This window comes from Streptomyces xanthii, assembly GCF_014621695.1.
In the GTDB taxonomy this organism is placed as follows: Bacteria; Actinomycetota; Actinomycetes; order Streptomycetales; family Streptomycetaceae; genus Streptomyces; species Streptomyces xanthii.
In genome coordinates, this window is record NZ_CP061281.1 from 4,227,817 (window position 1) to 4,245,965 (window position 18,149).

17 protein-coding genes are annotated in these 18,149 nt (G+C 72.4%); 7 read left to right on the forward strand and 10 right to left on the reverse strand.

Going from position 1 to position 18,149, the window contains the following annotated elements; translation table 11 throughout:
- Positions 1-26: 26 nt before the first annotated feature.
- Positions 27-1,322: an ArsA family ATPase gene (locus tag IAG42_RS19230; protein ID WP_188338205.1), complete on the reverse strand. Its 1,296-nt coding sequence runs from the start codon at positions 1,320-1,322 to the stop codon at positions 27-29.
- Positions 1,319-2,293: an ArsA family ATPase gene (locus IAG42_RS19235; RefSeq protein ID WP_188338206.1), complete on the reverse strand. Its 975-nt coding sequence runs from the start codon at positions 2,291-2,293 to the stop codon at positions 1,319-1,321. Before IAG42_RS19235 ends, IAG42_RS19230 begins: the two co-directional genes overlap by 4 nt.
- 85 nt (positions 2,294-2,378) lie before the next feature.
- On the opposite strand from IAG42_RS19235, the gene IAG42_RS19240 reads away from it, so the two are divergent.
- The 4 genes from IAG42_RS19240 to IAG42_RS19255 all read left to right on the forward strand — a co-directional run bounded on the left by IAG42_RS19240 (position 2,379) and on the right by IAG42_RS19255 (position 4,789).
- Complete coding sequence (locus IAG42_RS19240) at positions 2,379-2,543, forward strand: DUF4177 domain-containing protein (protein ID WP_073494871.1); 165 nt, start codon at positions 2,379-2,381, stop codon at positions 2,541-2,543.
- Positions 2,540-3,007: a RidA family protein gene (locus tag IAG42_RS19245; RefSeq protein WP_188338207.1), complete on the forward strand. Its 468-nt coding sequence runs from the start codon at positions 2,540-2,542 to the stop codon at positions 3,005-3,007. The genes IAG42_RS19240 and IAG42_RS19245 overlap by 4 nt, the downstream gene beginning before the upstream one ends.
- An 85-nt stretch (positions 3,008-3,092) precedes the next feature.
- Positions 3,093-3,953 carry an NUDIX hydrolase gene (locus tag IAG42_RS19250; RefSeq protein ID WP_188338208.1) on the forward strand — a complete coding sequence of 287 codons (861 nt, stop codon included), beginning with the start codon at positions 3,093-3,095 and terminating at the stop codon, positions 3,951-3,953.
- A gap of 2 nt (positions 3,954-3,955) precedes the next feature.
- Positions 3,956-4,789 carry an MBL fold metallo-hydrolase gene (locus IAG42_RS19255; RefSeq protein ID WP_188338209.1) on the forward strand — a complete coding sequence of 278 codons (834 nt, stop codon included), beginning with the start codon at positions 3,956-3,958 and terminating at the stop codon, positions 4,787-4,789.
- Between the two features lie 75 nt (positions 4,790-4,864).
- Here the strand turns inward: IAG42_RS19255 and IAG42_RS19260 are convergent, their stop codons facing one another.
- The gene (locus IAG42_RS19260) at positions 4,865-5,767 is read right to left on the reverse strand and encodes a sigma-70 family RNA polymerase sigma factor (RefSeq protein ID WP_188338210.1); all 903 of its coding nucleotides are present in this window, start codon (positions 5,765-5,767) and stop codon (positions 4,865-4,867) included.
- Between the two features lie 123 nt (positions 5,768-5,890).
- Positions 5,891-6,565: a Crp/Fnr family transcriptional regulator gene (locus tag IAG42_RS19265; RefSeq protein ID WP_016642758.1), complete on the reverse strand. Its 675-nt coding sequence runs from the start codon at positions 6,563-6,565 to the stop codon at positions 5,891-5,893.
- 326 nt (positions 6,566-6,891) lie between these two features.
- Here IAG42_RS19265 and nth point away from each other — a divergent pair, with 326 nt between their 5' ends.
- The 3 genes from nth (at position 6,892) to IAG42_RS19280 (ending at position 9,783) form a co-directional block, all read left to right on the forward strand.
- Positions 6,892-7,731 (forward strand): endonuclease III, encoded by an 840-nt coding sequence (nth, locus tag IAG42_RS19270; protein ID WP_223206078.1) that lies wholly within the window; start codon positions 6,892-6,894, stop codon positions 7,729-7,731.
- Positions 7,732-7,820: 89 nt separating this feature from the next.
- Positions 7,821-8,570 carry an NUDIX hydrolase gene (locus IAG42_RS19275; protein WP_188338212.1) on the forward strand — a complete coding sequence of 250 codons (750 nt, stop codon included), beginning with the start codon at positions 7,821-7,823 and terminating at the stop codon, positions 8,568-8,570.
- Positions 8,571-8,583: 13 nt separating this feature from the next.
- On the forward strand, positions 8,584-9,783 hold the full coding sequence (locus IAG42_RS19280) for a MarP family serine protease (RefSeq protein ID WP_188338213.1): 1,200 nt from the start codon (positions 8,584-8,586) through the stop codon (positions 9,781-9,783).
- Positions 9,784-9,813: 30 nt separating this feature from the next.
- Here IAG42_RS19280 and IAG42_RS38060 read toward each other — a convergent pair whose 3' ends face one another.
- From IAG42_RS38060 to IAG42_RS19305, 6 genes are all read right to left on the reverse strand, one after another.
- Positions 9,814-9,999 carry a hypothetical protein gene (locus IAG42_RS38060; protein ID WP_223206079.1) on the reverse strand — a complete coding sequence of 62 codons (186 nt, stop codon included), beginning with the start codon at positions 9,997-9,999 and terminating at the stop codon, positions 9,814-9,816.
- A 133-nt stretch (positions 10,000-10,132) separates the two neighbouring features.
- Positions 10,133-11,086 (reverse strand): alpha/beta fold hydrolase, encoded by a 954-nt coding sequence (locus IAG42_RS19285; protein WP_188338214.1) that lies wholly within the window; start codon positions 11,084-11,086, stop codon positions 10,133-10,135.
- Complete coding sequence (locus IAG42_RS19290; RefSeq protein WP_188338215.1) at positions 11,083-11,592, reverse strand: phage holin family protein; 510 nt, start codon at positions 11,590-11,592, stop codon at positions 11,083-11,085. Before IAG42_RS19290 ends, IAG42_RS19285 begins: the two co-directional genes overlap by 4 nt.
- Positions 11,593-11,679: 87 nt before the next feature.
- Positions 11,680-13,104 carry a Na+/H+ antiporter NhaA gene (gene nhaA / locus IAG42_RS19295; protein ID WP_188338216.1) on the reverse strand — a complete coding sequence of 475 codons (1,425 nt, stop codon included), beginning with the start codon at positions 13,102-13,104 and terminating at the stop codon, positions 11,680-11,682.
- 200 nt (positions 13,105-13,304) lie between these two features.
- Positions 13,305-15,314 (reverse strand): acetate--CoA ligase, encoded by a 2,010-nt coding sequence (acs, locus tag IAG42_RS19300; protein ID WP_394811226.1) that lies wholly within the window; start codon positions 15,312-15,314, stop codon positions 13,305-13,307.
- 200 nt (positions 15,315-15,514) lie between these two features.
- Positions 15,515-17,953, reverse strand: a complete 2,439-nt coding sequence (locus IAG42_RS19305; protein WP_188338218.1) for a bifunctional SulP family inorganic anion transporter/carbonic anhydrase — start codon at positions 17,951-17,953, stop codon at positions 15,515-15,517.
- Between the last annotated feature and the right edge of the window lie 196 nt (positions 17,954-18,149).

The following is an 18,149-nucleotide window of genomic DNA, read 5'->3' on the forward strand; positions in this document are numbered from 1 at the left end:
CGCGGGACCCGTGGGTCCCGTACGGCTCAGGCAGCTCCGGCCGGAGCACCACCGGCCGCGAGCCGGTCACCGATGTCCCGCAGGCCTGACAGGTCGTGGACATCACCGGGAAGCGCCGCGACCTGGGTCACGGCGACCTCGGGGTGCAGCGCGGTGAAGCGGTCACGCGTGCGCTGTTCGCGCGCGACCACCTGCATGCGTTCGGCGTGCAGGCGCAGCAGACCCGCGGTCAGCTGCGCGACGGTGGGAGTCTCGGGTGCGACGGCTGCGTCGGTCTCGACGGCCGCGTCGGTCTCGGCGGCTTCGGGGGTCTCCGCGGTTTCGGGGGACTCGGGAGAGGTACGAAGCTCTTCCTTCCCGGCCGTCTGATCCACAATGCCGGACTCGTCAAGATTTTCTGCGGCGGCGAGCGCGCGCTCGGCCGAGAGGCGGCCGGCGCCGCTGCCGTGCACCCGGTTGAGCACCAGACCGGCCAGCGGCATGCGCTCGGCGGCCAGGCGCTCCACGAAGTACGCGGCCTCGCGCAGCGCGTCCCGCTCGGGCGCCGCCACCACGAGGAACGCGGTGCCGGGTGCCTGCAGCAGCTTGTACGTGGCGTCCGCGCGGGTGCGGAAACCACCGAAGGTGGTGTCCATCGCGGCCACGAACGTCTGGACGTCGCGCAGGAGTTGACCGCCGAGCAGCTTGCCGAGGGTGCCGGTCATCATCGACATGCCGACGTTCAGGAACTTCATGCCGGCGCGCCCGCCGACCTTCGCGGGGGCCATCAGGAGCCGGATCAGCTTCCCGTCGAGGAAGGAGCCGAGCCGTTTCGGCGCGTCCAGGAAGTCCAGCGCGGAGCGCGACGGCGGGGTGTCGACGACGATCAGGTCCCACTCGTCGCGGGCGCGGAGCTGGCCGAGCTTCTCCATCGCCATGTACTCCTGCGTGCCGGCGAAGCCTGCGGAGAGCGACTGGTAGAAGGGGTTCGACAGGATCGCCCGGGCGCGCTCCTCGTCCGCGTGCGCCTCGACGATCTCGTCGAAGGTGCGCTTCATGTCGAGCATCATCGCGTGCAGTTCGCCGCCCGCCGCGTCGTCGATGCCCTTCACGCGGCGCGGGGTGTTGTCCAGCGAGTCGATGCCCATCGACTGGGCGAGCCGGCGGGCCGGGTCGATGGTCAGCACGACCACCTTGCGGCCCCGCTCGGCGGCGCGCAGACCGAGCGCCGCGGCGGTGGTGGTCTTGCCGACGCCGCCGCTGCCGCAGCACACCACGATGCGGGTGGCCGGGTCGTCGAGCAGCGGGTCGATGTCGAGCGGAGCTCGCGGATCCAGCGTCATCGAAGAGTCCCCTGAATTCCCTGCTGTCGCAGTTCCTCGGCGAGCCGGTACAGGCCCGACAGGTCCAAGCCCTCGGTGAGCAGCGGCAGTTCGTGCCGGGCGAGCCCCGCGTCGGCGAGCAGCTCGCGCTGGGCGCGCTCCAGGGCGTACCGCTCCGCGTACTCGCCCGCCTGGGTGATCAGCGGGCCCGCGAGCCGCTTGGCGCTGCCGACACCGGCCGCGGCCAGGGCCTCGGCGACCGCCGGGCGCACGGACTTCTCGCGGGCCATGGCGAGGGCGTCCTCGCCGAGCAGCGCGGGCCGCACCATGTTCACCATGAACCGCCCGACGGGCAGGTTCGCGGCGCGCAGCTCGGCGACCCCGTCGAGGGTCTCCTGCACCGGCATCTCCTCCAGGAGCGTCACCAAGTGCACGGCCGTCTCCGGGGACTTGAGGACGCGCATGACCGCCTGGGCCTGATTGTGTATGGGGCCGATCCGGGCGAGCCCGGCGACCTCGTCGTTCACGTTCAGGAAGCGGGTGATGCGGCCGGTCGGGGGCGCGTCCATGACCACGTGGTCGTACGCGTAGTTCCCCTTCTTGTCCTTGCGGCGCACCGCCTCGCACGCCTTGCCGGTCAGCAGGACGTCCCGCAGGCCCGGGGCGATCGTCGTCGCGAAGTCGATCGCGCCGAGCTTCTTGAGGGCACGGCCCGCGCCGCCCAGCTTGTAGAACATCTGGAGGTAGTCGAGGAGCGCCAGCTCGGGATCGATGGCGAGCGCGTACACCTCACCGCCGCCCGGTGCCACGGCGATCTTCCGCTCCTCGTAGGGAAGCGCTTCGGTCTCGAAGAGCTGTGCGATGCCCTGCCTGCCCTCCACCTCCACCAGAAGTGTGCGCTTCCCCTCGGTCGCGAGGGCGAGCGCGAGTGCGGCGGCGACCGTGGTCTTTCCGGTACCGCCCTTGCCGCTGACGACCTGGAGCCTGCTCACGTATTCGAGCCTAACCAGTACGTGCCCGGATCACGCAGGAGCCTCCGGAACGTGACCCCCTTCTTCGGCGGCTACAGTCGGCCCCATGGCTAAGAAGTGGGAATACGCGACCGTGCCGCTCCTCGTGCACGCGACGAAGCAGATCCTGGACACGTGGGGCGAGGACGGCTGGGAGCTCGTCCAGGTCGTGCCGGGACCGAACAACCCGGAGCAGCTGGTGGCGTACCTGAAGCGGGAGAAGCAGGCATGAGCGCGGTCGAGGCCAGGCTGGCCGAGCTCGGACTGACGCTGCCGCCCGTCGTGCCGCCGGTCGCCGCGTACCAGCCGGCCGTGCAGTCCGGCGTCTACGTGTTCACCGCCGGGCAGCTGCCCATGGTCGACGGCAAGCTGCCGCTGACCGGCAAGGTCGGCGCCGAGGTCACCGCCGAGCAGGCCAAGGAGCTGGCCCGCACCTGCGCGCTGAACGGCCTGGCGGCGATCAAGTCCGTCGCCGGTGACCTGGACCGCGTCGCGCGCGTCGTGAAGGTCGTCGGGTTCGTCGCCTCCGCGCAGGACTTCACCGGTCAGCCCGGCGTGATCAACGGCGCGAGCGAGCTGCTCGGCGAGGTCCTCGGCGAGAAGGGCGTGCACGCCCGCAGCGCCGTCGGCGTCGCGGTGCTGCCGCTGGACGCGCCGGTCGAGGTCGAGTTCCAGGTGGAGCTCACCGAGGCGTGACCGTACCGGTGTGACGACGGGCGGATCTTCGGGCGGGCACCAGGTGCCTCTCGAACATCTGCCCGTCAGCGGATAGCCTCCGGCCATGGCAAACGGGCAGTGGTATCCCCCCGAGTGGCCGGAGCGGATCCGCGCCCTCGCCGCCGGCACGATGACACCGGCGACGCCCCGGCGCGCCGCCACCGTCATGCTGCTGCGCGACGCGCGGGGCGTCGAGGTGCACATGCTGCGCCGGCGCACCTCCATGGCCTTCGCGGCCGGCGCCTACGCGTACCCGGGCGGCGGCGTCGACCCGCGCGACGACGACCGGCAGGTCCGCTGGGCGGGTCCCTCCCGCAAGGAATGGGCGGTGCGCCTCGGGGTACCGGAGCAGGACGCGCAGGCGATCGTGTGCGCGGCCGTGCGGGAGACCTTCGAGGAGGCCGGTGTGCTGCTCGCCGGACCCACCCCGGACAGCGTCGTGGACGACACCACGGGAGCCGACTGGACCGCCGACCGGCAGGCCCTGGTGGACCGGGACCTCTCCTTCGCCGAGTTCCTGCGGCGCCGCGGGCTCGTGCTCCGCTCCGACCTGCTGGGCGCGTGGGCCCGCTGGATCACCCCCGAGTTCGAGCCGCGCCGCTACGACACCTGGTTCTTCGTGGCCGCGCTCCCGGACGGCCAGCGCACCAGCGACGACTCCTCCGAGGCGGACCGCACGGTGTGGATCCGGCCCGGTGAGGCCGCCGCGGGCTACGACCGGGGCGAGCTGTCGATGATGCCCCCGACGATCGCGACGCTGCGCACGCTCGACGCGTACGGGACCGCCGCCGACGCCCTCGCCGGCTCGGCGGGCCGCGACCTGACGCCCGTCCTCGCGCAGGCGCGGCTGGAGGGCGACGAGCTGGTGCTGTCCTGGCCGGGGCACGACGAGTTCACCAAGCACATCTCCAACGGGGGGAGCTGACCATGTCGGACGCCGCGGCCCTGCCCGGGCAGCCGCGCGGCGGGGTGCTCTCGGGCCCCGCGACCGCCCGCGCGGTCAACGTGCTCGCGCCGAACCCGTCCGCGATGACCCTCGACGGCACCAACACCTGGATCGTCGCCGAGCCGGACAGCGACCTGGCCGTCGTCATCGACCCGGGTCCGCTGGACGACGCCCACCTCACCCACGTCGTGGACACGGCGGAGAAGCTGGGCAAGCGGATCGCGCTCACCCTGCTCACCCACGGGCACCCCGACCACGCCGAAGGCGCGGGCCGCTTCGCCGAGTTGACCGGCACGAAGGTGCGGGCGCTCGACGCGGCGCTGCGGCTCGGTGACGAGGGCCTGGCCGCCGGTGACGTGGTCACGACCGGCGGCCTGGAGCTGCGGGTCGTCCCGACGCCCGGCCACACCTCCGACTCGCTGAGCTTCCACCTCCCCGCCGACCGGGCCGTGCTGACCGGCGACACGATCCTCGGCCGCGGCACGACGATCGTCGCGCACCCCGACGGCCGCCTCGGCGACTACCTCGACTCGCTGCGCCGGCTGCGCTCCCTGACCGTCGACGACGGCGTGCACACGGTGCTGCCCGGCCACGGCCCGGTCCTGGAGGACGCCCAGGGCGCCGTCGAGTTCTACCTCGCCCACCGCGCCAACCGCCTCGCCCAGGTCGAGACCGCCGTCGAGAACGGCCTGCGGACGGCGCCGGAGGTCGTGGCACACGTCTACGCCGACGTGGACCGCTCCCTGTGGCCCGCCGCCGAACTCTCGGTGCGGGCCCAGCTCGAGTACCTGTCGGAACACGGACTGATCGGCTAGCCGCCCGCCCGCCCGTTTCGCTCTCGCGGGTGCCGGTGGTGCGGCCGGGCGGGGATCACGTAGCTCGCCCGGCGGTCACTTCCACTGGGCGCCGGTGAGACCGGACAGGCGGGGCGGGTCGACGATGATGTCGACCTGTACGACCCGCCCGCCGCGCACCGTGAGCGCGAGGACCGCCGTCGGCGTCCCGTTCGGCGCGGCGACGATCCCGACGCCGTCGCCCACGAAGGCGGCGTACGAGGACGGCGCGAGCCGCCCGTACAGCGCGGCCTGACCGGCCACCTCCAGGGCGCCGCGGACCAGCTTGGACGCCGTGCCGGGGCCCGCGTCGACCCGCAACAGGACGTCCGGGTCGAGGAGTTCGAGCAGCGCCTCGAAGTCGCCCGCGCGGGAGGCCGCCACCCAGGCCGCGACGACCTCGCGCTGCCGGGCCAGATCCGTGTCGGCGGGCGGCACCTGACCCTGCACCCGGCGCCGGGCCCGGCTCGCGAGCTGTCGGGTCGCCGCGGGGGTGCGCTCCACGATCGGCGCGAGATCCTCGAACGGTACGGCGAACATGTCGTGCAGCACGAACGCGAGCCGCTCGGCGGGCGCCAGCGTGTCGAGCACGACGAGGAGCGCGAGCCCGACCGAGTCGGCCGTCTCGGCCTCGTGCACCGGGTCCAGCGGCCGGACCACCGGGTCGGGCACGTGGATCTCGACGGCGCCGCCCTCCTCCAGCGGGTCCTCGCGGCGCGCGGTGCGGGTGCGCAGCATGTCGAGGCAGATCCGCCCGACGACGGTGGTCAGCCAGCCGGCCAGGTTCCGCACCTCGCCCGCGCCGTCCCGCTGGAGCCGCGGCCACGCCTCCTGCACCGCGTCCTCCGCCTCGCTGAACGAGCCGAGCATCCGGTACGCCACGGCCCGCAGCCGGGGGCGCTCCGCCTCGAAGCGGGCGGCGAGACCCGCGGGGTCCTGCGGCAGCGGGGTCGAGGTCATGGTGGCGTCTCTCCGTCTCTGCACGTACGCGTCTGTGGGAGGGCCTTGCGGGCCCCTACGAGAACGGGTCCCGCCACGTCGAAGTGGCGGGACCCGTCCTCGTAGGGCTGTGGGCGTCCGGTGTCAGCGGGAACGCTTGGCGAGGCGCTCCACGTCCAGGAGGATCACCGCGCGGGCCTCCAGGCGGAGCCAGCCGCGGCCGGCGAAGTCCGCCAGCGCCTTGTTGACCGTCTCGCGGGAGGCGCCGACCAGCTGGGCCAGCTCTTCCTGCGTGAGGTCGTGCACGACGTGGATGCCCTCCTCGGACTGCACGCCGAAGCGGCGCGACAGGTCGAGCAGCGCGCGGGCGACACGGCCCGGCACGTCGGAGAAGACCAGGTCGGACATCTGGTCGTTGGTCTTGCGCAGGCGGCGGGCGACGGCACGCAGCAGCGCGGCGGCCACCTCGGGCCGGGCGTTCAGCCAGGGCTGGAGGTCGCCGTGGCCGAGGCCGAGCAGCTTCACCTCGGTCAGCGCGCTGGCGGTCGCGGTGCGCGGGCCCGGGTCGAACAGCGACAGCTCGCCGATCAGCTCGCCGGGGCCGAGCACGGCCAGCATGTTCTCCCGGCCGTCGGGGGAGGTGCGGTGGAGCTTCACCTTGCCCTCGGTGACCACGTACAGGCGGTCCCCGGGGTCTCCCTCGTGGAACAGCGCATCGCCGCGAGCGAGGGTCACCTCACTCATGGAGGCGCGGAGCTCCGCGGCCTGCTCGTCATCGAGCGCCGCGAAGAGCGGGGCGCGCCGCAGAACGTCGTCCACGAGTTTCTCTCCTATGTCGCCTGCACCGTGGGGCACGGTGTTCACCGATCCCCATTTTGCCGGACGGTCCAAACAGTGTGATCAGTCACTCAGACACAAGTTTGCCGCACCCGCGCCGCAACCCGAGGGGGAGGGGGCCAATCGGGGGCCGATCCGACGGCTCCCCGACGGATGTCGGTGGCTGCCTTTAGGCTGGCCGGGTGTCCAAAACGCCGGTGAGACCGCAGGTCCGGAGGGTCGGCACGGTGTCCGGCCATCTCGATTCCGCTGTGGGCGAACAGGCGTCGGACCACCCTTCTGTCCCCCCAGGGAAGGCCCTCCAGCCGATGCCAGCGAAGCCCGCCGAGCCAGGCAAGCCAGCCAAGCCCGCGAAGAAGAAGGCCGCCGCGAAGCCGGAGAGCCGGGTCGCGCTCGTGCGGCGGGCGCGCAGGATCGACCGCGAGCTCGCGGAGACGTACCCGTACGCCCACCCCGAGCTGGACTTCGAGAACCCGTTCCAGCTGGTCGTGGCCACGGTGCTGTCCGCCCAGACCACGGACCTGAGGGTCAACCAGACGACGCCCGCGCTGTTCGCCGCCTACCCGACGCCCGAGGACCTCGCGGCGGCGGACCCGGAGAAGGTCGAGGAGCTGATCCGGCCGACCGGGTTCTTCCGCGCGAAGACGAAGTCGATCATGGGTCTGGCGAAGGTCCTGACCGAGGAGTTCGGCGGTGAGGTGCCGGGCCGCCTGGAGGACCTGGTCAAGCTGCCGGGCGTCGGCCGCAAGACGGCGTTCGTGGTGCTCGGCAACGCGTTCGGACGCCCCGGGATCACCGTCGACACCCACTTCGGCCGTCTCGTGCGGCGCTGGAAGTGGACGGAGGAGACGGACCCGGACAAGGTCGAGCAGGCGGTCGGGGCGCTGTTCCCGAAGAGCCAGTGGACGATGCTCAGCCACCACGTGATCTTCCACGGCCGCCGCATCTGCCACGCCCGCAAGCCGGCCTGCGGAGCCTGCCCGATCGCGCATCTCTGCCCGGCCTACGGGGAAGGCGAGACGGACCCGGAGAAGGCGAAGAAGCTGCTGAAGTACGAGAAGGGGGGCCTGCCGGGACAGCGCCTCAAGCCCCCGCAGTCCTACCTGGACGCGGGCGGTCTGCCGGCCCCGCCGCTGGGAGGCTCCTGAGCCCCGTGGGAATCCCACGAACGGGTGAGCGGGGAACGAAGCGAGGGCGGTCGGGCGTTGGGCCCATCACGAGAGTCACGGGGGCGGCGATGAAGAACGTGAGCGAGATCAGCGGTATCGACGGAGATCAGACGCAGGCGGGTGCGGCCCCGGGGGGATCCGGCGCCGGGCCCGACGTCACGCTGCGCACGGCCGGGCTGCCCGCCTGGCTGGACCCGGTCGCCGAGGCCGCCGCGACGGTGCGCGGGGAGCAGCTCAGCCGCTTCCTGCCGCCCGAGGACGGTGCGGGGCGCCAGTCCGCGGTGCTGATCCTGTTCGGCGAGGGCGAGCGGGGCCCCGAGCTGCTGCTGATGGAGCGCGCGGGCTCGCTGCGGTCGCACGCGGGCCAGCCGTCGTTCCCCGGCGGCGCCCTGGACCCGGAGGACGGGGACCCGCGGGCCGAGGGGCCGCTGCGGGCCGCGCTGCGGGAGGCCTGGGAGGAGACGGGGCTGGACCCGAGCGGGGTCCAGCTCTTCGGCGTGCTGCCGAAGCTGTACATCCCGGTGAGCGGGTTCGTGGTGACGCCGGTGCTCGGCTGGTGGCGGACGCCGTCGCCGGTCGCGGCCGTCGACCCCGCCGAGACGGCACGGGTCTTCACGGTCCCGGTGTCCGATCTCACGGACCCGGCGAACAGGGCGACGGCCAGGCATCCGAGCGGGCACCACGGCCCCGCTTTTCTCGTCGAATCGGCTCTGGTCTGGGGTTTTACGGCCGGCGTCATCGACAGACTGCTGCACTTCGCGGGCTGGGAGCGCCCCTGGGACCGCGAGAAGTCGGTCCCGCTCGACTGGCGCTCGTGACAGGGTGGCCCACGTGAATGTGCTGGACATCCTGTTGCTCGCCGCCGCCGCGTGGTTCGCGATCGTCGGTTACCGCCAGGGGTTCGTCGTCGGCATCCTGTCGGTGATCGGATTCCTGGGCGGTGGCCTCGTCGCGGTCTACACGCTCCCTGTGATCTGGTCGGCGGCCACCGACGACGCGGAGGTCACGACGGCGGCCGCGGTCGTCGCCGTGATCGTGGTGATCGTCTTCGCGTCGATCGGCCAGGCCTTCACCACGCATCTGGGCAACAAGCTGCGCCGGTACATCACCTGGTCCCCGGCCCGAGCGCTCGACGCGACGGGCGGCGCGCTGGTCAACGTGGGCGCGATGCTCCTGGTGGCCTGGCTGATAGGTTCCGCGCTCGCGGGGACGACGCTGCCCACCCTCGGCAAGGAGGTCCGCAGCTCCAAGGTGCTGCTCGGGGTCTCCCAGGCGCTGCCCTCCCAGGCGGACACCTGGTTCGCCGATTTCTCCTCCACACTTGCGCAGAACGGTTTCCCCCAGGTCTTCAGCCCGTTCGCGAACGAGCCGATCGCCGAGGTCAGCCCGCCGGACCCGGCGCTCGCCAAGAGCCCCGTCGCGACCTCCGCGAAGCGATCCATCGTCAAGGTCGTGGGCCAGGCGCCCAGTTGCGGCAAGGTCCTGGAAGGCACCGGCTTCGTCTTCGCCGACCGCCGCGTGATGACGAACGCGCACGTGGTCGGCGGCGTCGACGAGCCCACGGTGCAGATAGGCGGCGAGGGCGTCCGTTACGACGCGAAGGTCGTCCTCTACGACTGGGAGCGCGACATCGCGGTCCTGGACGTGCCGGACCTGAAGGCGCCCCCGCTCCGGTTCACGTCGACGGACGCGGAGCGCGGCGGCGGCGCGATCGTCGCCGGCTTCCCGGAGAACGGCGCGTACGACGTGCGCCCCGCGCGCCTGCGCGGCCGCATCACGGCCGACGGCCCGGACATCTACCACCGGGGCACGGTGCGGCGCGACGTGTACTCGCTGTACGCGACGGTCCGTCAGGGCAACTCGGGCGGCCCGCTGCTGACGCCCGAGGGCCAGGTCTACGGCGTGGTCTTCGCCAAGTCCCTGGACAACGCGGACACGGGGTACGCCCTGACCGGCGACGAGATCCGCGGCGACATCGAGCAGGGCCGCACCGCGGTCCAGGAGGTCGACACGGACGCCTGCGCCCTGTGAGGTGAAGGTGGTGCTGCGGTGCGGCCGAGGTCAGTCGCGGGCGCTGTGCCGCAGCCGGGCGGACATCCACCGGGCCCTGCGGCGCAGGATGCGCGAAATGCCCAGCCGGGGGTCGTGCGCCGCGTGGTCCTGCGGCGCCCCCCTCTGGGGAGAGCCCAGCGTCATCGCCGGGCGGCGGGTGCGTGCTGCGTCACTGTAGTCGTGCGTCCAGCCCATACACCGACGTGTGCCCGGGCCTCATGGTCGGTAACCGCCCCCGCGGCGCCCAATTGGCTTATGCGCCGGGCATTTGGCTGTTCGTAGGACAACAGTTCCCACCCGTCCGCCACTCGCCCGCGCCGCGACCGTTTCACCGGTCCGGTTCGGGGTCCTTCAGCCAGTTGACCAGTTCGTTCGAGAAGGCCAGGGGGTCCTCTTCGTGAGGGAAGTGGCCGAGGCCGTCGAAGAGGCGCCAGCGGTAGGGGGCCTCGACGTACTCGCCGGAGCCGGCCGCGCTGCGGGTACGCATCACCGGGTCGAGCGAGCCGTGCAGGTGCAGGGTGGGGACGCGGACCGGGCGCTTCATGCGGCGGTAGAACTGGATGCCGTCCGGGCGGGCCAGCGAGCGGACCAGCCAGCGGTACGGCTCGACGGAGCAGTGCGCCGTCGACGGGATGCGCATGGCCTGCCGGTAGGCCTCGACGGCCTGGTCCTCCGGCTGGTTCGGCCCCGACCATTCGCGCATCAGGCGGCCCACCAACGCCCCGTCGTCCGCGACCAGCTGACGCTCCGGGACCCAGGGCCGCTGGAACCCCCACACGTAGGAGCCGGCCGAGGTCTGCTTGGGGTCGGAGAGCATCGCCGAGCGCCAGCGCCGCGGGTGCGGCATCGACGACACCACGAGCCGCCGCACCAGCTTGGGGCGCATCACGGCCGCGGTCCAGGCGAGATAGCCGCCGAGGTCGTGACCGACGAGCGCCGCGTCCGGCTCGCCGAGGGAACGGACGACGCCGGTGATGTCGAGCGCCAGGTTCGCCGGGTCGTAGCCGCGCGGCGTGCGGTCGCTGCCGCCGACGCCCCGCAGGTCCATCGCCACGGCCCGGAACCCGGCGTCGGCGAGCGCCACGAGCTGGTGCCGCCACGTCCACCAGAACTGCGGGAACCCGTGCAGCAGCAGCACGAGGGGCCCGTCACCCAGCTCGGCGATGTGGAAGCGCGCGCCGTTCGCCGCGACGTCCCGGTGGAGCACGTCCGGCGCCCCGGGCACGTCGAGTCGTACGACCGAGGAGGGCGGCTGGGCCGATGGGGTGGCGGGGTCCGTCATGAGGACGAGCGTGCCACAGCCTCGATGGCCTCGGGGACACGGTCGCCCGGCGTCACCTGACGGGGGTGCGGCTTGGCGTTCTGCAGTACGCCCGCCGTCTCCTTGACCGAGGCGGCCACCTTCTGCGGGCCCTTGCTCTGCTTGGCCTTCTTGGCGATCTTGGCGCCGATGAGGCCGAGCAGTCCGGCCAGCACGAGGCTGCCGGCGAAGGACAGCAGGAAGCACCAGGCCAGGTTCCAGCCGCCCTCCCCGTTGTGCCCGCCGGTCCAGGCGTTGATCCCGTAGGCCAGCGCGAAGCTCAGCATGGGCAGCGAGAAGAGGAGCATGGTCAGGGCGACGATGAAGAGCGCCGCGCTGGTGACCCCACGCTTCACGTCCTGCTTCAGCTGCACCTTCGCGAGGGCGATCTCGTCGTGCACCAGTGCGGACATCTCGGTCGTCGCCGAGGCGAACAGCTGGCCGATGCTGCGTTCGGCGCCGACCGGGCTGCCGTCGGGTGCGCTCATCGCGTACTCCCTGTTCATCTGTAAGCGGTCTGTAGGCGGTCTTCCGCCGGGGCCACGGGCGGTCCCGTACGGGCGTCCCGCCTCAGATCATGCCGGACGCCCGTCGTCATCGCCTGCCCCGCCCGCCACTTCGGCACGCCTGCGGTGTTCCGCGGCCTTCTTCTCGTAGATCTCCGCCATCCGCCGGTGGTACTCCGGGTCGTCCTGCTCGTAGATGTCGGGGATGCCGCTCGCGTCCTCGTCGCGCTCCTCGTCCTCCCACAGGGCGCGGTACTTGGCGTTGCGGATCTTCAGCAGGACACCGGCGAGGACGGCGGCGATCAGCGAGCCCGTCAGGACGGCCGCCTTCACCGCGTCGGTGAGCGCGGTGTCGCCGGCGAAGGCCAGTTCGTCGATGAGCAGCGAGACGGTGAAGCCGATGCCGGCGAGGGTGGCGACCGCGAAGACGTCGGGCCAGGCCAGCTCGTCGGAGAGGGACGCCTTGGTGAAGCGGGCCGTCAGCCAGGTGCCGCCGAAGATGCCGACGGCCTTGCCGACGACGAGGCCGAGCACGACACCGAGCGTCTCCGGCTGGGTGAAGACCTGCCCGAGCGCACCGCCCGAGACGACGACCCCCGCGCTGAACAGCGCGAACAGCGGTACTGCGAGCCCGGCCGACAGCGGCCGCACCAGGTGCTCGATGTGCTCGCCGGGCGACTGCTCCTCGCCCTCGTGGCGGTGGCAGCGCAGCATCAGGCCCATGGCGACACCGGCGATCGTGGCGTGGATGCCGCTGTTGTACATGAGCGCCCAGATGACGAGCGCGAGCGGCACGTACACGTACCAGCCGCGCACGCCCTTCCTGAGCAGGAACCAGAAGACGATCAGGCCGAGCACGGCGCCGCCGAGCGCGGCGAAGTTCAGCTCGCTGGTGAAGAAGATCGCGATGATCAGGATCGCGAAGAGGTCGTCGACGACGGCGAGCGTGAGCAGGAAGGCGCGCAGGGCGCTGGGCAGCGAGGTGCCGATGACGGCGAGCACGGCGAGGGCGAACGCGATGTCGGTGGCGGTCGGCACGGCCCAGCCGTCGAGCGAGCCGCCGCCCGCCGTGTTGACCAGCGCGTAGACGAGCGCGGGCACGGCCATGCCGCACAGCGCGGCGACGACCGGCAGCGCGGCGGCCTTGGGGTCGCGCAGGTCACCGGCGACGAGTTCGCGCTTGAGCTCGATGCCGGCGACGAAGAAGAAGACGGCGAGGAGGCCGTCGGCCGCCCAGTGCGCCACCGACAGGTCGAGCCCGATGGCGCTCGGGCCGAGGTGGAAGTGGCTGACCGTCTCGTAGCTGTCGCTCAGGGCCGGGACGTTCGCCCAGACGAGTGCGGCGATCGCCGCGATCAGGAGGAGGACGCCGCCGACGGTCTCGGTGCGCAGGGCGTCGGCGACGAAGGTGCGCTCGGGCAGGGAGAGCCGGCCCAGGACCTTGCGGGGGCTGTTCGACGGGTCGTCCGTCGGCTTCTTCGTCGGCGCGCTCACGGGTGGGGACCTCCGGTCAGGTACGGCTGTGGACACCGCCGACCAGACTTCCCGGCACACCCTGTGGACATCATGACGCGTTCTTGACGCGCCCTTCACCCTACCGGGTGTATGCGAGGCGTGCCTGGTGGTCGTCACGATACGCACGAAACGGGCACCCGGCGCGTTCGCCGGATGCCCGTTCGGTGGTGTGCGCGGGGTCAGTCCTCGCTGGGCGCCGCCGGCAGCTTGGTCTGGATGAGGTCCATCACGGAGGAGTCGGTCAGCGTGGTGACGTCACCCAGCTCCCGGTTCTCCGCGACGTCGCGCAGCAGACGGCGCATGATCTTGCCGGAGCGCGTCTTGGGCAGCTCGGCGACCGGCAGGACCCGCTTGGGCTTGGCGATCGGGCCGAGCGTGGCGCCCACGTGGTTGCGCAGGTCGGCGACGAGGCCGTCGTCCTCCGCGTTCGCGGTGCCGCGCAGGATGACGAACGCGACGATCGCCTGGCCGGTCGTCTCGTCGGCGGCGCCGACGACGGCGGCCTCGGCGACGGCCGGGTGCGAGACGAGCGCCGACTCGACCTCGGTCGTCGAGATGTTGTGCCCGGAGACGAGCATGACGTCGTCGACCCGGCCGAGCAGCCAGATGTCGCCGTCCTCGTCCTTCTTCGCGCCGTCACCGGCGAAGTACTTGCCCTCGAAACGCGACCAGTACGTGTCGATGAACCGCTGGTCGTCGCCCCAGATGGTGCGCAGCATCGACGGCCACGGCTCGGTCAGGACCAGGTAGCCACCGCCGCCGTTCGGCACCTCGACCGCCTCGTCGTCGACGACGGTCGCCGAGATGCCCGGCAGGGCGCGCTGCGCGGAGCCCGGCTTGGTCTCGGTGACGCCCGGCAGCGGCGAGATCATGATCGCGCCGGTCTCGGTCTGCCACCAGGTGTCCACGACGGGGCACTTGTCGGCGCCGATGTTCTTCCGGTACCAGACCCAGGCCTCGGGGTTGATCGGCTCGCCGACCGACCCGAGGACCCGCAGCGAGGACAGGTCGAACTTCGCGGGGATGTCGTCGCCCCACTTCATGAACGTGCGGATCGCGGTGGGCGCCGTGTAGAGGATCGTGACGCCGTACTTCTGCACGATCTCCCAGAAGCGGCCCTGGTGCGGGGTGTCCGGGGTGCCCTCGTAGATGACCTGCGTCGCACCGTTCGAGAGCGGGCCGTACGTGATGTACGAGTGGCCGGTGACCCAGCCGATGTCGGCCGTGCACCAGTAGACGTCGGTCTCCGGCTTGAGGTCGAAGACCGCGTGGTGGGTGTAGCTCGCCTGCGTCAGGTAGCCGCCCGAGGTGTGCAGGATGCCCTTCGGCTTACCCGTCGTCCCGGACGTGTACAGGATGAACAGCGGCTGCTCGGCGTCGAACGCCTCGGGGGTGTGCTCGGGGGACTGGCGGCCGACCGTCTCGTGCCACCACAGGTCGCGGCCCTCGGTCCAGGCGACGTCCTGCCCGGTGCGCCGGACGACCAGCACGTTGCCGACGCCCGCCGCGCGGGTCAGCGCCTCGTCGACGGCCGGCTTGAGCGCGGACGGCTTGCCGCGGCGGTATCCGCCGTCGGCCGTGATGACGACCTTGGCGTCGGCGTCCTCGATGCGCTTGGCGATGGCGTCGGCGGAGAAGCCGCCGAAGACGACGGAGTGCGCGGCGCCGATGCGCGCGCAGGCCAGCATCGAGATGACCGCCTCGGGGATCATCGGCAGGTAGACGGCGACGCGGTCGCCGGCCTCGACGCCCAGCTCGGTCAGCGCGTTCGCCGCGCGGCTCACCTCGTCCTTGAGCTCGGCGTAGGTGATGGCCCGGCTGTCGCCCGGCTCGCCCTCGAAGTGGATCGCGACACGGTCGCCGTTGCCGGCCTCGACGTGCCGGTCGACGCAGTTGTACGCGACGTTGAGCTTGCCGTCGGCGAACCACTTCGCGAACGGCGGGTTCGACCAGTCGAGTGTCTGCGTCGGCTCGGTGGCCCAGCTGAGGCGGCGGGCCTGCTCGGCCCAGAAGCCGAGCCGGTCAGCCTTGGCCTGCTCGTACGCCTCGGCCGTGACGTTGGCTCGTGCGGCCAGGTCAGCCGGCGGCGCGAAGCGTCGCTCTTCCTTAAGAAGATTGGCCAGGCTCTCGTTGCTCACGACATCTCCCTTACGGTGCTCAGCCGGGGCGGCCGTTGTGTCCCAGGCCACAGCTCATCAGACGGCGCCCCCTGCTGACAAGGGCTGCCCTGAAATTGGTTTAGACCTGTTCTCGTTCCTGTGCGGGCCCGCTAGTTGGGTGCCCGCTCCGCACCCGTTTCCACGTCCGGAACGTCCGGCGGGTTCAGTCGGTCACGCTTTCCCGGGCATGCCGAGGGCGCGGCCGGTGCTCCGGCCGCGCCCTCGGGGTGTCACGCGAGGCCGCTCCGGGACAGCGGACGCCCGTCTCCGACGCCGGCGTCCACGCCGTCCTCCACCCCGTCCACATGGCCGAAGACGGGGTCGTCCGGTGCGGCGCCGCCCCGCTCGCCCTCGGTGAGCAGATAGGCCTGTGCCTCCCCGACGTGGAAGTACATCCCGTGCAGGTCGAGCGCGCCCCGCTCCAGCGCGCGGGCCACCGAGGGGTGCGCCCGCAGATGCTCCAGCTGCTGCACCACGTTGGTCAGGCACAACTGCTCGGCCGCGTCCGCCGGGGGCCGCCCCGCGAGCCGCGCCTCGGGCCGCCCGGAGTCGGCGACCCGCGCCAGGCTGGGCAGCCCGTGCCGCAGCCAGCGCGCGAGCGGAGTCCGCGCCTCCCCGTCGGGCGGGCCGCTGAGCAGGGCCTGCATGGCCCCGCACCCGGAGTGCCCGCACACGGTGATCGACTGCACCTTCAGGACGTCGACGGCGTACTCGATGGCCGCGGCGACCGAGTCGTCCCCGCTCTCCTCGCCCGGCAGCGGCACCAGATTGCCCACGTTCCGTACGACGAACAGGTCGCCCGGGCCGCTCGACGTGATCATCGACGTGACGACGCGGGAGTCGGCGCAGGTGAGGAACAGTTGGGTGGGCTGCTGCCCCTCGCGGGCCAGCCGGGCCAGCTCACCGCGCACCAGCGGTGCCGTGTTCCGCTGGAACGCGCTGATGCCGCTGGCCAGTTGATGCCCGCCGCGGCGCGGCCGCTCCGTCTCGGGGGCGGTGCCCGCGGCGGCGTCGGTGGCGGCCTCCTGGGACCGGTGGCCGTCGCAGTGGTGGTTGCGCCACGGCGTCCACGGGCGGCAGCAGGAGTGCGCGGCGCTCGCGGGCTCGGCGATCCGGGCCCCGGCCCGCCCGGCGACCTCGACGCTGCCGCCCTCCGCGACGTGCGACTTCTGCCAGTCCTGCAGCGCCTCGAACGCGGCGTGGTCCATGAACGACCCGTCCAGCTCGACCACACAGCTCGCGCCGTGCGGCACCTGGTGCAGGGCGCGGCTCAGCCGTGGCACGGCGAGGAAGGTCAACTGCCCGCGCACGCGTACGTGGTGGACCCCGTGCGGGTCCTCCTCGTGCGTGATGCGGGTGCGGGCGAGCCGGTGCAGGGCGACACCGACGGCGACTGCGACGCCGAGGCCGACGCCTTCGAGCACGCCGAGGGCGACGACACCGACGGTGGTGACGACGTAGACCAGGACCTCGCGGTGGCGGGTGACCGTGCGGATGTGGTGCAGGGACACCATCCGGATCCCGACGGCCATCACCAGGGCGGCGAGCGAGGCGAGCGGGATCAGCTCCAGGGCGGGGACCAGGAGCAGCGTGGCCGCCACTACCCAAACGCCGTGCAGCATCGTCGAGTTCCGGCTCACCGCTCCCGCGTTCACGTTCGCCGTCGAGCGGACGGCGACGCCGGCGACGGGCAGTCCGCCGAGGCTTCCGGACACGATGTTCGCCGCGCCCTGGCCGAGCAGCTCGCGGTCCAGGTGCGAGCGGCGGGCCGCGGGCGGCAGGTCGGTCCTGGCGGTGGCGAGCTTGTCGACGGCGACGGCCCCGAGCAGCGACTGCACGCTGCACACCAGGGTCGTCGTCAGGACGGCGGCGAGGATGCCGAGCACCGGCCCGTCCGGCAGCCCGGCCAGCGCGTGGCTGCTCCAGGACGGCAGGTCGACCTCGGGCAGCGTGAGGCCGAACACGGCGGTGGCGGTGGCCGCGGCGGTGACCGCGACGAGGGCGGCGGGCACCTTGCGGGCGACGCGCCCGACTCTGCCCGGCAGCTTGGGCCACAGGACGAGCAGCCCGAGGGTGAGCATGCTCATCGCGACGGCGGCGGGGTGCGCGGCGGCCAACTGGTGCGGGAGAGCCGCCACGTTGGCGAGGACGGAGCTGTCCGGGGTGCCGCCCAGGACGATGTGCAGCTGGGCGACGGCGATGGTGACGCCGATGCCGGCGAGCATGCCGTGGACGACGGCGGGGCTGACGGCGAGCGCGGTGCGGGCCACCCGAAGACAGCCGAGCCCGAGCTGGGCGATGCCGGCGAGGACGGTGACGGCGCAGGTGGTGCGCCATCCGTAGCGCTGGATGAGCTCGGCGGTGACCACGGTCAGACCGGCGGCGGGCCCGCTGACCTGGAGCGGGGAGCCGCCGACGAGGCCGCCGACCAGTCCGCCGACGGCGGCGGCGACGAGCCCGGACTCCAGGGGCGCGCCGGTGGCGAGGGCGATGCCGAGGGACAGCGGCAGGGCGATCAGGAAGACGGAGACGGACGCGGACAGGTCGGCGCCCGCGATGCGGAAGCGGCGGGGCGGTGCGGGTGGTGGGCTGTGGGCCTTACGGAGAGCGGCTGTGGGCTCGTCCGTCCGGTCGGGGTCACTGGCTCGGGTGGGTACGCAGGCTGACATGTTCCCGTCTCCTCCGGGGTGCAGCGCGGTCGCGGAATTGTGGGGGGACCCCAAGTGGTGTGCGGGGTCGGGAAATCGCGGCCGTGGTTCACGGCGTGCAGCGGCGGGATGAAGCAATGCGGTGAAGCAGGGGTGCAACAGGCGGTGAAGCAGCGCGGTGAGCACTGAATTGCGTGAATGCAACGAGATGAATCAA